Here is a 14,126-nt window from a genome sequence, read left to right on the forward strand (position 1 = left end):
GCTTCAGAGCATACGCGACGCCGTGCTCTGATGCTCCGCCTTCATCTCCCGGAGCCCTTCTTCACGGGAGCGGCGGCCCTCGTACCCCAGCTCCCGGCGGGCCTTGTCGTCTCGCACCGTCACCTCCCGCCCCATGAGCAGCACCTCGGTGCGGGTGAGCGGAGGCCGGCCGCCCAGGCCGAAGGTGCCCCACAGCAAGTCCCCCACCGTGGCCACCGTCGCGGCCACGCCGTATGGCAGGGTGCGCTCGCCCGCGTCCACGCCCTGCGTCGCGAGCATGGCGGTGATGAAGCCCCGGAACTCCACGGGTTCCCCGTCGGTGAGGAAATAGGCCTCGCCGCCGCGGCCCTTCTCCGCCGCCAGCAGCATGCCCTCCACGCAGTTGGCCACGTGGCAGGTGGACGTCAGGTAACGGCCGCCGCCGAACCACCGGAAGCGCCCGGTCCGCACCGCCTCCTGGAACTGCGGCAGCAGCGACGTGTCACCGGCGCCCCAGATGAAGCGGGGACGCACCGCCACGGTGACGAAGTCCGGCGCATTCACGCTGAGCACCCGGCGCTCCGCCTCGCCCTTCGTGGAGGGGTAGTCGCCAATGGGGCGCTCGGGCAGGGGCATCGTCTCATCCACCCGCACCAGGGGCGAGCCATCCGCCAGCACCGCCTCCGTGCTGACGTGGACCAGTCGCTTGACGCCCGCGGCTCGCGCCGCCTCCAGCACCCGCTCCGTGCCGCGCACGTTCGTCTCGTAGAACGCGCTGCGCGCGCCCCAGCCCTTCACCACCGCGGCGCAATGGAAGACGGTGTCACAGCCCTCCATGCCGGCCTTCAGCTTCTCCACGTCCGACAGGTCGCCCTCGAAGGGCTCCCCGCCGGCCTCCGTCACCGAGGCCAGCGCCGCGGCGGAGCGCGCCAGGGCCCGAGCGGGCGTCCCGCGCACCTTCAGCGCGGTGAGGAGGTGCCTGCCCACGAAGCCTGAACCACCGGTGACGAATGCCCGCATTGCCTGCACGCTCCTGTGAAGGACTGCTTGCGCTCCTAGCACTCCCGCGCCGGGCCCGATAGAGCGCCCGGCCCGGGTCAGAACATGTCGCGCAGGGAGGGCGGCGCCCCGGCGAAGAGACTGCCCGCCGCGCGCACCGAGGCATCATCCCCCTCCAGCACGCCCATGGCCCGCAGCGACGCCGCGGACAGGTGGCCGGTGTAGAGCGGCGCCAGGTACCGCACGTGCAGCCGCAGGCCGCCGTCGCCGCCACGGCGCACGCGCGCCTGACCGTCCGAGACCTCCAGCACGAAGCGGCCCTGGTTCTCCGGGAAGAGGTCGTCCTCGACGTCCAGATGGAGGGTGCCGGAGAGTCCCTCCGGCCAGCCGCGCGCCTCCAACGCGGAGGCCACGTCCAGCACCCGCACCATCCAGTGCGTCGCCTGCTTCACCGCGTACGTCTGCTCGCGAAGCAGCAGGAGCAGCGGGTCGTCCACGCCGCCGTACCAGAAGACATCCGTGGCCAGGGAACGGTGGTCGCCCAGGAAGCTCAGAATCCTCCGCGCCGCCGCGGGCGTATGGGCCACGACGTCGGTGAGGAACAGCTCCTGATTGAAGTCCTTGAGCTGCCGGCGGATGACGTAGAGGTAGCCCTCCACACCGGCGCTGCCCTCCACCAGGTAGCCATGTGCCACCTCGCCGCGCATGTTGCGGACGCGGCCCCATGAGAAGTCCCCGCGGTCCAGCCAGCCCGGCCGGTGACGCGCGTGGCGCTGGTAGCTCAGGACGATAGCCTGCGTGTCCTTCTCCTCGATGGCCCGGAGCGACAACGCCCGCTCACTGAAGTCCAGCGATGGGACCTGGATGCGAATCTCCTGCCGCGTGCCCGCGTGCTCGTACCCCACGCGCCGGTAGAGCGGCTGCGTCGCGGGATAGAGCACCGACAGCGGAGCGCCCGTCGCGCGAGCCTCGCGCAGCAGGTGCTGCATCAGTCGCGTGGCGGTGCCGCGTCCCCGGTGGACGGGAGACACACCCACGCCCCCCACGCCGATGACGGGCACGCTGCGCCCGCCGTACCACTGCCCCATGCGGATGAACACGAGCGTGGCCGCCACCTCACCGCCCTCGCGCAACAACCGCAGGTCCGGCCGCGACGCTCGCTGCACCCAGGCTGCGGTGTCGGCGGGGGACAGGGCATACGACTGCATCATGATGTCCGCGACGGCGGCCATCTCACGTTCGTCTCTCGGCGGTCCGAAGTCGCCAGGCTGCGTCTCCACTCGCATCTCCGTTCCCCGACGGCGCACGCAGGCACCGCTCGGCCGCCCGCATTCTCAGGACGGCCCGGCCTGCCTGTCGAGCCACAATCCACGACCAGGCAGGCCCGTGCGCCCACGTCCGGACAGCAGGTGCGCCTCCCGCGCCCGGCGAACAGGCCCACCGCCTCCACACGACGCGCGTGGCGGCTGCGTCACCCGAAGGCGACACGGCTGGTATCCTCGCCGCCATGAAGCGCCCTACCGAGCCCGACGCCCCCGTGATGCCGTCGCTGCTCGTCTTCGCCGTCGCGGTGCTCCTCTTCGGCTCGCCCCTGCGCCGACTGTGGCTGGCGGAGGGCGCGCCGGGGTACCTGCCTTTCGCGGTGTGGCTGGGCGTCATCCTCCTGGGCGGCTGGGCTGCGCACCGGAGTCGTGCCCCATGACGCTCGAGCTCGGCTCGCTCGTCGCCGCGTCCGTCGCCTACCTGCTGGTGCTCTTCCTGGTGGCCTACGCGGCGGAGCGAGGCGCCATCCCCGCGCGCATCACCCAGCATCCGCTCGTCTACGCACTGGCCCTGGGCGTGTACGCCACGTCGTGGTCCTACTTCGGCAGCGTGGGCTACGCGGCCCGGCATGGTTTCCGCTACCTGGGCATCTACCTGGGCGTCACCCTGGCGTGCCTGCTGATTCCCGTGCTGTGGCGCCCGCTGCTGCGCCTGTCCCGCGAGTTGCAGCTCACGTCGCTAGCGGACGTGTTGGCCTTCCGCTACCCGGGGCAATCCACCGGCACGGCGGTGACGCTGTTCCTGCTGGCGGGCAGCCTGCCCTATCTGGCGCTCCAGGTGCGGGCCGTCGTGGAGTCCGCGCGCGTCCTCAGTCCCTCCGCGTCTCCCACGCTGGTGGGCCTGGGCTTCTGCGCGGTCCTCACCGTCTTCTCCGTCCTCTTCGGCGCACGGCACCTCACCCCGCGCGAGCGGCACGAAGGCCTGATGCTGGCCATCGCCTTCGAGTCCGCGGTGAAGCTCGTCGCACTGGTGGCCGTGGGCGTCTGGGCGGTCTCCAACGTATTCGGCGGCGTGGATGGGCTGCTGGCCTGGGTCGACGCGCATCCAGAGGCCATCGACGCACTTCAACGCCCGGCGCGAGATGCCTCCTGGTCACCGCTGCTGGTGCTCTCTTGCGCGGCCGCGTTCCTCACGCCTCGCAGCTACCACGTGGCCTTCACCGAGGCCCCGGAGCGTGAGGGGCTGGCCACCGCCACCTGGGCCTTCCCGCTGCTGTTGCTGGTGATGAACCTGGTCGTCCCCGTGGTGCTCTGGAGCGGCGAGGCGCTGGGACTGCCCTGGCCCGCGGACTTCCACGTGCTGGCGGTGCCCGCGTCACGCGGCGCCACGTGGCTGGCGCTGGGTGCATTCCTGGGCGGCGTCTCCGCGGCCAGCGCCATGGTCATCGTCACCACGCTGGCCCTGGCGCCCATGTGCCTCACGCACCTGGTGCTGCCCCTGGGCTACGCACGCGGGCAGCCGAATCTCTACGGCTGGCTGCTGTGGGCGCGCCGGCTGCTCATCGGCATCATCATCCTGGCCGGCTACGGCTTCCACTGGCTGCTGAACATTCGCGGCACGGGACTGGTGGACCTGGGGCTGGTGTCCTTCGTCGCGGTGGCGCAGTTCATCCCGGGCGTGCTGGGGCTGCTGTTCTGGAAGCGGGGCACGCGCGCCGGGCTGCTGACGGGCCTGGTGGCGGGCGCCAGCCTGTGGCTGCTGACGCTGGTGGTGCCCCTGTGGGCGTCACCGGGCGTCGTCGCGTGGACGCACCGCATGGCGGCGCTGCTCGGCTTCTCCGACAGTGAGCCCTGGGGCTTCGCCACCTTTGCCTCGCTCAGCCTCAACGGGCTGGCCTTCATCGGCGTGTCGCTGGCGACGCGTCAGTCCGCCGAGGAAGCAGAGGCCGCGCGGGCCTGCACACGCGAGGAGGCCGCGCCCGCCGCGGGTGGCGTGGTGGCGGGCTCGCCCGACGAGTTCCGCCGCAAGCTGGCCCCGCTGCTGGGTGAGGAGGCCGCGACGGCGGAGGTGAACCGGGCGCTGCAGTCCCTGTCGCTGCCGCAGGACGAGCGCCGGCCCTCCGAGCTGCGCCGCCTGCGCGACGGCGTGGAGCGAAACCTGTCGGGCCTGCTGGGACCCGTGCTCGCGCGCATGACGGTGGAGGAGGCGCTGCGGCTGGAGCCCGGCGCGCGCACGGCCCTGGCCGAACAACTCCGCTTCGTCGAGGAGCGCCTCCGCGATGCGCGAGGGCTGCAAGGCCCGGTGCCCGCGCTGGAGGCCGTGCGCCGCTACCTGCGCCGCATCCTGGAGGACCTCCCGGTGGGCGTCTGCGCGGTGGGGCCGGATGGCGAGGTCGTCCTCTGGAACGCGACGCTCGAGCAGCTCTCCGGCGTGCCGGTGGACACCGTGCGCGGCCATCCCCTGGAGGCCCTGCCCGCCCCCTGGGGCCCGCTGCTGTCCGGCTTCGCCAGCGGTGTGGACGGGGACACGGAGACGCGCGTCACCGTGTCGGGCGTCGAGCGCATCCTCCGGCTGCACCGCTCGCGGCTCTCTCCCGCGGAGCAGGGCACGGGCACGTCCGAGGGCATGGCCCTCCTGGTGGAGGACTTCACGGCACGAAAGGCCGTGGACGCGCGCATGGCGCATCAGGACCGGCTGGCCTCGCTGGGGCGCGTGGCCGCGGGCGTGGCCCATGAGATTGGCAACCCGCTGACGGCCATCGCCAGCCTGACGCAGAACCTCAAGTACGAGTTGGAGGACCCGGCGGCGGTGCAGGAGCGCGCGGGGCTCATCCTCCAGCAGTGCCGGCGCATCGACGCCATCGTCCGGACGCTGGTGGGCTTCAGCCACGAAGGCACGGTGGGCGGACAGGCTCGGCCCTTCACGCGCGTCGCCGTGGCGCCACTGCTGAGCGAAGCCGTGCAACTGGCGCGGCTGGCGCGCAAGCAGCATGGGGTGAGCTTCGAGCATCGCTGTCCAGAGGGCCTGGAGGTGCAAGGCGACGCGCAGCGGCTGGAGCAGGTGCTCGTCAACCTGCTGACCAACGCGATGGACGCCTCACCCGAGCACGGCGTGGTGGAGCTGGACGCGGACATCGACGGTGGCGCGGTGCGGCTGCGCGTCATGGACCGGGGACACGGGATTCCCACCGAGCTGGCGCAGCGCGTGTTCGAGCCCTTCTTCACCACGAAGGGCCCCGGCGAGGGAACGGGCCTAGGCCTGGCGCTCGCGGCGGGCATCGTCCGGGAGCACGGCGGAACGATGCAGGTGGACAAGCGGCAGGGGGGAGGGACTAGCGTCGTGGTGAGCCTTCCGGAGCCACGCCGGATGGAAGCCAGCGTGAACCCCGAGCGGGAGGCCCCGGCATGAGCCGCATCCTGGTCATCGAAGACGAGCCCATCATCCGCACGGAGCTTCGCCGGCTGCTCGTGCGCGCGGGGCACGACGTGTCCGAAGCGGGCTCCGTGCACGAGGCGTCGAGCGACTACCCGCTGGACTCGTTCGACCTGGTGCTGTCGGACCTGCGCCTGCCGGGCGCCCCGGGGACGGACATCATCTCCATGTGTCCGGGCGTGCCGGTGCTCATCATGACCAGCTACGCCACCGTGAAGTCGGCGGTGGACGCGATGAAGCTGGGCGCGGTGGACTACATCGCCAAGCCCTTCGACCATGACGAGCTGCTGATGCAGGTGGAGCGGGTGCTGCGCGAAGGCCTGCTGACGCGGCAGAACGCGGCGCTCAAGCGCGAGGTGGAGCAGGCCCACCCCGTCAGCGGAATGGTGGGCAACAGCGCCGCGATGCGCGAGGTCTTCGAGCGCGTCCGCAAGGTGGCGCCCTCCCCCGCCACCGTGCTGGTGCTGGGCGAGTCCGGCACCGGCAAGGAGCTGGTGGCGCGGGCCCTCCACGCCCAGAGCCCCCGGGCGGACGGGCCGCTGGTGGCGGTGAACTGCGCTGCCATTCCCGAAGGCCTGCTGGAGAGTGAGCTGTTCGGCCACGAGAAGGGCGCCTTCACCGGCGCGCAGGCCGCGCACCCGGGGCTCGTGGAGGCGGCGCACGGCGGCACGCTCTTCCTGGACGAGGTTGGCGAGCTGCCCGCCCCCGCGCAGGCGCGCCTGTTGCGCATGCTCCAGGACGGCGAAGTGCGGCGAGTGGGCGCGACGCGGCCCCGCAAGGTGGACGTGCGCATCGTCGCGGCGACCCACCGGGACCTGCCCCGCCGGGTACAGGAGGGGTCCTTCCGTCAGGACCTCTACTTCCGCCTGCGCGTGGTGGAGATCCGCCTGCCGCCGCTGCGCGAGCGCACGGAGGACGTGCCCGCGCTGGCCAGGCACCTGCTGGAGAAGGCGAGCCGCAAGCTTGGCCGCCCCACGGCGAGCCTGTCTCCCGAGGCCTTGGAAGCGCTCACCTCCCATCCCTGGCCGGGCAACGTGCGCGAGCTGGAGAACGCCCTGGAGCGCGCCGTCATCCTCGCGGATGGCCCGGTGGTGACAGCGGGACTCCTGGCGCTGGAGCTGCCCGACACGGCGGACAGCTTCGGAGCGTCCACCGAGTCCGCCGACACGAGCCCTGCCGCCGCCGAGGAAGCCAGCTGCGCCTCACCGGACTCCATGGAGGAGTACTTCCGCCGCTTCGTCATGGAGCACCAGGAGCGCATGGGCGAGACGGAGCTGGCGAAGCGCCTGGGCATCAGCCGCAAGGCTTTGTGGGAGAAGCGCCAGAAGCTGGGAATCCCTCGCACGCGCGCCTGAGGCACGTCGCCCTCGCGCCTGTCCACTGCCCTCCAGTGCTGGAAGCCCGTCCGCCAGGGGCGCAGCCCCGGCACGGCGGAACGCCTGCCGCGCCCCATCGCTAGGATTTCCGCCAACACACCGCAGGGGGAGCTCATGGCAGACAGCGTGCCTGTGATTGGCAGTGGGGCTGGCAATCGCGCGGGGGAAGGCGTTGGCGTCATTCCTCGCGCGGAGTACGGGCGGATGGTGGTGCTCACCACGGTCATGCCCATGGCCGTCATCACCACGACGTGGTTCCTGCCGCCGGGATGGAACCTGCTCGGAACGGCAGCCATGCTCACCGGCTTCCTGCTGGTGTTGGGCAAGGCCATCGCGGGCGTGCCGCTGGCGCTGCTCATCAGTGAGCGCAACCTGATGAGCCTCTCCCGATTCCAGGCGCTCGTGTGGACCGTGGTGGTGATGGCGGGCTACCTGACGATGACACTCTCCCGCGTGAAGTCGGGCGCGCCCAACGCCGTGGGGGTCGACATCCCCCAGGAGCTCTGGATTGCCATGGGCATCTCCACCACGTCCCTGCTGGGCACACCGCTGGTGCTGGGCGGCAAGCGTGCGCGCAGCCCGGACGAGAAGCTGGTGCAGAACACCTCCGTCCAGCTCGCGGAGGCCCCCGCGGACATCGACGCTCACCGCCAGGGCGTGCTCTACGCCAACGCGAACATGACGGACGCGCGCATGGCGGACATGTTCCAGGGAGACGAAGTGGGCAACACCGCGCACATCGACCTGGCCAAGGTGCAGATGTTCTATTTCACGCTCATCGCCGCGGTGGGCTACTTCATGGACGTGGCCATGTCGGTGGCGCGCGGGACGACCCACGCGATGCCCGCCCTGTCGCAAGGCATGCTCGCCCTGCTGGCCATCAGCCATGGTGGATACCTGCTAGGAAAGACAGGCGACCACTCGAACTCCAAGCAGACCTGACGCCGCGCGCGAAGCGTTACGACGCAGCGCATGAAGCGTTACCACGGTAACGCGAACGTCACCTTCGGTAACGTCCTGACGCGCCGGGCCAACCTGCAACGTCTTGAATCTCCGAGCGCGGCGTGTTGGCAGACACGTTGCTCTGTGCTGGGGCATGCGCACTGCCCCCGCACGCATGCTGTCGTTCATGGCCGCGCTCGCGGTCCTGCTGTCAGCCACGCCGTCGAGCGCATTCAAGATTCCCATCAGCGAGGAGTCCTACCTCAACGTCGCCATCCTCCTGCAGCCGCAGCTCCAGCTTGTCGACGAAGGCGCGCCGTCCGGCGGCCCCAGCTCCGACATGTTCCTGCGGCGCACGCGCCTGCTCGTCTTCGGCCACGTCACCCAGAAGCTGTCGTTCTTCGCCGAGACGGACCAGCCCAACTTCGGCAAGAACGGCGACTGGAACGTCGCCTTCTTCATCCAGGACGCGTTCATCTCCTATGAGATGGCGGAGAAAGTCTGGATTGACGTGGGCATGCTGCTGCCACCGCTGACGCGCCATGTCCTCCAGGGCGCCGTCGCGTTGCAGGCAGTGGACTACCACTCCAGCCTGGTCCGCTGGGCACCTGGCGTGGGCAAGGTGTGGCGGGACATCGGCGTGCAGGTCCGCGGCTTCGCCGGCCCCTTGGGATTCCGGGCCGCCATCTTCAATGGCGTCAACGGAAAGACGACCCCGGAGGGCACCGTGCTCAACCCGGACGATTTGCCTCGCGTCACGGCGATGGCGCGCTGGAACTTCTTCACGCGCGAGGAGGACCTCTTCTTCCAAGGCATCTACTTCGCCTCCGAGCCGCGCTTGTCGGTGGGCATCGGCGCCGACTACCAGCCCCAGGCGGTGGCCACCGAATCCGGTCTCCATGACGCGTTGGGCACGGCCGCGGACGTATTCCTCGACGTGCCCCTGGCGAACGACCAGGAGTTCGTCTTCAACGCCACCCTCTTCCACTACCGCCAGGGCCTGGACAACCCGCAGAGCGGCACGGGCTTCTACGCGGAGACGGGCTGGCGCTTCGGCAAGTTCCAACCGCTCATCTCCGGCGAGTACTTCAACGCGCGCGTGGCCGGCCAGGACCTGCTCGCGCTCAAGCCCGGCTTCAACATCTGGTTCCAGAAGCACACGCTCAACCTCCGGACAGAGGTCGCCGTCGCGTGGACGGGCGACATCTCCCAGGCACGTGCCTCCGTCACGGGCACGAGCCAGCTGCAGCTCTTCTACTAACCCTCCTCCACTCCCAAGGAAGCCGACGATGGCCCAGACGCAGGACGCGCTCATTCCCACGAAGGACGCCTTCAGCCGCAAAGCCCACGTGAAGAGCCTGGAGGACTACCAGCGCCTCTACCAGCGCAGCATCCAGCAGCCCGAGGCCTTCTGGAGCGAGATGGCCGAACAGCTCACCTGGTTCCACAAGCCAGACGCCATCATGGACCTGAACGCGGAGCAGGTGGACTTCTCCTGGTTCGGCGGCGGCAAGCTCAACGCGGCCTACAACTGCATCGACCGGCACGCCACGGAGCGCCCCGGCAAGGTCGCCATCATCTGGGCGAAGAACGAGCCGGGCGAGTACGAATCCATCACCTACCGCGACCTCCAGCACCACGTGGGCCGCGTGGCCAACGTGCTGAAGGCGCACGGGGTGCGCAAGGGCGACCGCGTCTGTATCTACCTGCCCATGGTGCCGGAGCTGGCCTACACCATGCTCGCGTGCGCGCGCATCGGCGCGGTGCACTCCGTGGTCTTCGCCGGCTTCTCATCGGAGGCCCTGCGCGAACGGATTCTCGACTCCGGCGCCAAGGTGCTCATCACCGCCAACGAAGGGCCTCGCGGCCCGAAGTTCGTGCCCACCAAGGCCATCGCGGACGAGGCCGTGGAGGGCCTGTCCCTGGTGGAGTCCATCCTCGTGGTGCGCCGCACGGGCAAGGAAGTGCCCATGCTCGCCGGCCGCGACTACTGGCTGGACGCGGAGATGGCGAAGCACCGCGGCGTCTGTCCCGCGGAGTGGATGGACTCCGAGGATCCGCTCTTCATCCTCTACACCTCCGGCTCCACGGGGAAGCCCAAGGGCGTGCTGCACACCACCGGCGGCTATCTCGTCTACGCGGCCACCACGTTCCGCTACGTCTTCGACATCCAGCCGGAGGACGTCTACTTCTGCGCGGCGGACCTGGGCTGGGTCACCGGACACAGCTACATCCTCTACGGGCCGCTGATGAACGGCACCACCACGGTGATGTTCGAGTCCACGCCCACCTACCCGGACGCGGGGCGGCTGTGGCGCGTGGTGGACGACCTCGAGGCCACCATTCTCTACACCGCCCCCACCGCGCTGCGCTCGCTCATCAAGGAGGGTGACGCGTGGGTGAAGAAGTCCTCGCGCCAGTCGCTGCGCCTCCTGGGCAGCGTGGGCGAGCCCATCAACCCGGAGGTGTGGCGCTGGTACCACGACGTCGTGGGCGAAAGCCGCTGCCCGGTGGTGGACACGTGGTGGCAGACGGAGACGGGCGGCATCCTGATTGCCCCGCTGCCGGGAGCCACGCCCACCAAGCCGGGCTCCGCCACCCTGCCCTTCTTCGGCGTGGAGCCCGTGCTGGTGGACGACGAGGGCCGCGTCATCGAAGGCAACGGCGTCAGCGGCAACCTGTGTCTGGCGCGCTCGTGGCCGGGACAGGCCCGCACGCTGTACGGCCACCACCAGCGCTTCAAGGAGACGTACTACGCGCGCTTCCCCAACCTGTACTTCACCGGTGACGGGTGCCGCCGCGATGAGGACGGGTACTACTGGATTACCGGCCGCGTGGATGACGTGCTCAACGTCTCCGGGCACCGCCTGGGCACCGCCGAGGTGGAGAGCGCGCTGGTGGCCCATGAGGCCGTCGCCGAGGCCGCGGTGGTGGGCTTCCCGCACGACCTCAAGGGCACGGGCGTGTGCGCATTCGTCACGGTGAAGCCGGACTGGCAGGAGTCCGCCTCCGAGCAGATGGTGGGCGCGCTCAAGGAGCAGGTTCGGCATGTCATTGGCCCCATCGCCACGCCGGACCGGGTGGTGCTGGTCAACGGCCTGCCGAAGACCCGCTCCGGGAAGATTCTGCGCCGCATGCTCCGCAAGATTGCCTCGGGCGAGGTGGAGAACCTGGGTGACGCCAGCACCCTGGCGGACCCGTCGGTGCTCGACGAACTGCTCGCGAAGGCCACGCCCCCACAGGCGAAGCGCTGACCGGAGGAGACATCCCATGTCCACGAATCCGAATGAGGAAGCGCTGGAAGCGCTCGCGGCGGCGCGCTGGCGCGTGGCCGGCGTGCTCACCGTGACGACGCTGGTGGCGTACCTGGGCTTCATCCTGCTGGTGGCGTTCGACAAGCCGCTCATGGGGCAGCAGCTCGTCCCCGGCCTGTCCATTGGCATCCTGCTGGGCGCGCTGGTCATCGTCGCGGCCTGGGCGCTGACGGGCATCTACATGCTGTGGGCGAACGGGAAGTACGACCGCGCCCTGCACCAACTCCGCGGTGGGAAGTGAGGCAGGCATGAACACCGCAGAAACGACGACGCAGCTCGGCCAGCCGAACGCGACGGCCATCCTGTTCTTCCTCCTCTTCGTCGGCGTCACCCTGGCGATTACGTACTGGGCGGCGCGCAAGACGAAGACGACCTCGGAGTTCTTCGCCGCGGGCGGCGGCGTGAGCGCGGCGCAGAACGGCTTCGCGCTCGCGGGCGACTACATGAGCGCCGCCAGCTTCCTGGGCATCGCGGGCCTGGTGGCCACGTCCGGCTTCGACGGGCTCATCTACTCCGTGGGCTGGCTGGTGGGCTGGCCCGTGGTGACGTTCCTCATCGCCGAGCCCCTGCGCAACCTGGGCAAGTACACCTTCGCGGACGTGGTGGCCTACCGGCTGAAGCAGACGCCAGTGCGCCTGTCCGCGGCGGTGGGCACGCTCACCGTGGTCAGCTTCTACCTGATTGCGCAGATGGTGGGCGCCGGCAACCTCATCCACCTGCTGTTCGGCCTGTCCTACGAGATGGCGGTCGTCATCGTGGGCGCGGTGATGATTCTCTACGTGCTCTTCGGCGGGATGATTGCCACCACGTGGGTGCAGATCGTCAAGGCGGTGCTGCTGCTGGCGGGCGCCACGGGGCTCGCGGGCATGGTGCTGTCCAGGTTCGGCTTCAGCCCGCTGCGGCTCTTCAACGAAGCCGCCACCCAATACGGCGCGGAGGTGCTGGCACCTGGGAAGCTGGTGAACAACCCGCTGGAGGCCATCTCCCTGGGCGTGGCGCTGATGTTCGGCACCGCGGGCCTGCCGCACATCCTGATGCGCTTCTACACGGTGCCGGACGCGAAGGCGGCGCGCAGCAGCGTCTTCTACGCCACGGGGCTCATCGGCTACTTCTACCTGGTGACGTTCATCCTGGGCTTCGGCGCGTCCGTGCTGGTGGGCCGTCAGGCGATTACCGGCGTGGACAAGGGCGGCAACATGGCGGCGCCCATGCTCGCCGAAGTCGTGGGTGGCACGGGCTTCCTGGGCTTCATCTCCGCCGTCGCCTTCGCCACGATTCTGGCGGTGGTGGCCGGCCTGACGCTGTCCGGCGCGGCGGCGCTGTCCCATGACTTGTGGTCCAGCGTGGTGCGCAAGGGCCAGGCCCCCGAGGCGGAGCAGCTCAAGGTGGCCCGGCTGGCCAGCCTCTTCCTGGGCGTCCTGGCCATCATCCTGGGCGTGGCCTTCAAGGGGCAGAACGTGGCCTTCATGGTGGGGCTGGCCTTCGCCATCGCGGCGAGCGCCAACTTCCCGGCGCTGCTCCTGTCCATGGCCTGGAAGAAGTTCACCACGAATGGCGCGGTGGCCAGCATGCTGACGGGCGCCATCAGCTCGGTGCTCTTCATCTTCCTGTCCCCCACGGTGCAGGTGGACCTCCTGGGCAACACGTCCGCGCTGTTCCCCCTGCGCAACCCAGGCGTCATCACCATTCCCCTGGCCTTCATCGTGGGCGCGGCGGTGTCGCTGCTCTTCCCCGAGCACGAGTCCGCCGCCCGCTTCGCCGAGGTGAAGCACCGGATGCACGTGGGGGTGCCCCAGCCGGTTCCCGCGGTGGCCGCCGTGGCCTCGAAGCCCGCGGATGGGCCGCCCCGCCCCGCCGCCACGGGCAGCGAGGCCAAGGCCTGAGGACGGGCATTCCCCTGGGGCACGGGTCGCCTACACTGGGCCCGTGTCCAACGCCTCAGAGCAGGGCCCCACCGAGGGCCTCCGCGGTCGGTTGCACGAAATCATCTTCGAGGCGGAGACGCCCGCGGGCAGGGCATTCGACGTCGGCCTCCTGTGGGCCATCCTCTTCAGCATCATCGCGGTGATGCTGGAGAGCGTCGCCTCCGTGCGAGCCCGGTACGGGAGCGTGCTGCTCGGCGTCGAGTGGTTCTTCACGGGCCTGTTCACCCTGGAGTACCTGCTCCGGCTCTTCTCCGTCAGCAAGCCGCTGCGTTACGCCCGCAGCTTCTTCGGGCTGGTGGACTTGCTGGCGATCCTGCCCACCTTCCTGAGCGTGCTTCTCCCCGGGGCGCAATCCCTGCTGGTGATTCGGGTGCTGCGGCTGCTGCGCGTCTTCCGCGTGCTCAAGCTGACGCACCTGCTCGGACAGGCGGAGGTGCTGCTCACCGCGCTGCGCGCCAGCCGCCCGAAAATCATCGTCTTCCTGGGTACGGTGCTGACCATCGTCGTCATCATGGGCGCGCTGATGTACGTGGTGGAGGGCCAGGAAAACGGCTTCGACAGCATCCCCCGCGCCATGTACTGGGCCATCGTCACCGTGACGACGGTGGGCTTTGGCGACATCACGCCCAAGACAGTGCCGGGGCAGTTCATCGCCTCCATTCTGATGGTGATGGGCTACGGCATCATCGCGGTGCCCACGGGCATCGTCTCCGTGGAGCTGGCCGCCGCCACGCGGCACGCGGTGGACAACCGGGCATGCCCCGCCTGTGGCCAGCAGGGGCATGACTTGGATGCGCATTTCTGCAAGCACTGCGGCCACGGGCTCTAGGTCGCGAGCGCTCGCATCGTCCCCCGTACCGGCGGCCGGGCGCTTCCTGGGCCGGACGGAGGCAGAA

The 14,126-nt window shown here is 69.9% G+C and carries 11 protein-coding genes; 9 read left to right on the forward strand and 2 right to left on the reverse strand.

Annotation, left to right across the window (positions count from 1 at the left end; translation table 11 throughout):
- Positions 1-3 precede the first annotated feature (3 nt).
- Together BLU09_RS15985 and BLU09_RS15990 are read right to left on the reverse strand one after the other, a co-directional pair.
- Entirely contained in the window at positions 4-999 is a 996-nt protein-coding gene (locus BLU09_RS15985) for an NAD-dependent epimerase/dehydratase family protein (protein ID WP_090490393.1), read from the reverse strand.
- A gap of 77 nt (positions 1,000-1,076) precedes the next feature.
- Positions 1,077-2,264, reverse strand: a complete 1,188-nt coding sequence (locus tag BLU09_RS15990; protein ID WP_244171755.1) for a GNAT family N-acetyltransferase — start codon at positions 2,262-2,264, stop codon at positions 1,077-1,079.
- A 221-nt stretch (positions 2,265-2,485) separates the two neighbouring features.
- On the opposite strand from BLU09_RS15990, the gene BLU09_RS15995 reads away from it, so the two are divergent.
- The 9 genes from BLU09_RS15995 to BLU09_RS16035 all read left to right on the forward strand — a co-directional run bounded on the left by BLU09_RS15995 (position 2,486) and on the right by BLU09_RS16035 (position 14,059).
- Complete coding sequence (locus BLU09_RS15995; protein WP_090490395.1) at positions 2,486-2,680, forward strand: hypothetical protein; 195 nt, start codon at positions 2,486-2,488, stop codon at positions 2,678-2,680.
- Positions 2,677-5,649 (forward strand): ATP-binding protein, encoded by a 2,973-nt coding sequence (locus tag BLU09_RS16000; protein WP_090490396.1) that lies wholly within the window; start codon positions 2,677-2,679, stop codon positions 5,647-5,649. Before BLU09_RS15995 ends, BLU09_RS16000 begins: the two co-directional genes overlap by 4 nt.
- Positions 5,646-7,028 (forward strand): sigma-54-dependent transcriptional regulator, encoded by a 1,383-nt coding sequence (locus tag BLU09_RS16005; protein ID WP_090490397.1) that lies wholly within the window; start codon positions 5,646-5,648, stop codon positions 7,026-7,028. The genes BLU09_RS16000 and BLU09_RS16005 overlap by 4 nt, the downstream gene beginning before the upstream one ends.
- A 135-nt stretch (positions 7,029-7,163) precedes the next feature.
- Entirely contained in the window at positions 7,164-7,991 is an 828-nt protein-coding gene (locus BLU09_RS16010) for a hypothetical protein (protein ID WP_090490398.1), read from the forward strand.
- Between the two features lie 154 nt (positions 7,992-8,145).
- The gene (locus tag BLU09_RS16015; protein WP_244171756.1) at positions 8,146-9,252 is read left to right on the forward strand and encodes a hypothetical protein; all 1,107 of its coding nucleotides are present in this window, start codon (positions 8,146-8,148) and stop codon (positions 9,250-9,252) included.
- 28 nt (positions 9,253-9,280) lie between these two features.
- Entirely contained in the window at positions 9,281-11,245 is a 1,965-nt protein-coding gene (acs, locus tag BLU09_RS16020) for an acetate--CoA ligase (RefSeq protein WP_090490400.1), read from the forward strand.
- Positions 11,246-11,261: 16 nt separating this feature from the next.
- Positions 11,262-11,546: a DUF485 domain-containing protein gene (locus BLU09_RS16025; protein ID WP_011555808.1), complete on the forward strand. Its 285-nt coding sequence runs from the start codon at positions 11,262-11,264 to the stop codon at positions 11,544-11,546.
- 7 nt (positions 11,547-11,553) lie between these two features.
- Positions 11,554-13,188, forward strand: a complete 1,635-nt coding sequence (locus BLU09_RS16030) for a sodium:solute symporter family transporter (RefSeq protein ID WP_090490401.1) — start codon at positions 11,554-11,556, stop codon at positions 13,186-13,188.
- Between the two features lie 43 nt (positions 13,189-13,231).
- The gene (locus tag BLU09_RS16035; protein WP_090490402.1) at positions 13,232-14,059 is read left to right on the forward strand and encodes an ion transporter; all 828 of its coding nucleotides are present in this window, start codon (positions 13,232-13,234) and stop codon (positions 14,057-14,059) included.
- The last annotated feature ends 67 nt before the right edge of the window (positions 14,060-14,126 follow it).

The organism is Myxococcus virescens (assembly GCF_900101905.1).
Lineage (GTDB): Bacteria > Myxococcota > Myxococcia > Myxococcales > Myxococcaceae > Myxococcus > Myxococcus virescens.

What these genes read in the sequence shown, in the direction of transcription:
- BLU09_RS15985 (WP_090490393.1), bottom strand. Translation starts at nt 999, where the DNA reads ATGCGGGCATTCGTCACCGGTGGTTCAGGCTTCGTGGGCAGGCACCTC.
- BLU09_RS15990 (WP_244171755.1), bottom strand. Translation starts at nt 2,264, where the DNA reads ATGCGAGTGGAGACGCAGCCTGGCGACTTCGGACCGCCGAGAGACGAA.
- BLU09_RS15995 (WP_090490395.1), top strand. Translation starts at nt 2,486, where the DNA reads ATGAAGCGCCCTACCGAGCCCGACGCCCCCGTGATGCCGTCGCTGCTC.
- BLU09_RS16000 (WP_090490396.1), top strand. Translation starts at nt 2,677, where the DNA reads ATGACGCTCGAGCTCGGCTCGCTCGTCGCCGCGTCCGTCGCCTACCTG.
- BLU09_RS16005 (WP_090490397.1), top strand. Translation starts at nt 5,646, where the DNA reads ATGAGCCGCATCCTGGTCATCGAAGACGAGCCCATCATCCGCACGGAG.
- BLU09_RS16010 (WP_090490398.1), top strand. Translation starts at nt 7,164, where the DNA reads ATGGCAGACAGCGTGCCTGTGATTGGCAGTGGGGCTGGCAATCGCGCG.
- BLU09_RS16015 (WP_244171756.1), top strand. Translation starts at nt 8,146, where the DNA reads ATGCGCACTGCCCCCGCACGCATGCTGTCGTTCATGGCCGCGCTCGCG.
- acs (WP_090490400.1), top strand. Translation starts at nt 9,281, where the DNA reads ATGGCCCAGACGCAGGACGCGCTCATTCCCACGAAGGACGCCTTCAGC.
- BLU09_RS16025 (WP_011555808.1), top strand. Translation starts at nt 11,262, where the DNA reads ATGTCCACGAATCCGAATGAGGAAGCGCTGGAAGCGCTCGCGGCGGCG.
- BLU09_RS16030 (WP_090490401.1), top strand. Translation starts at nt 11,554, where the DNA reads ATGAACACCGCAGAAACGACGACGCAGCTCGGCCAGCCGAACGCGACG.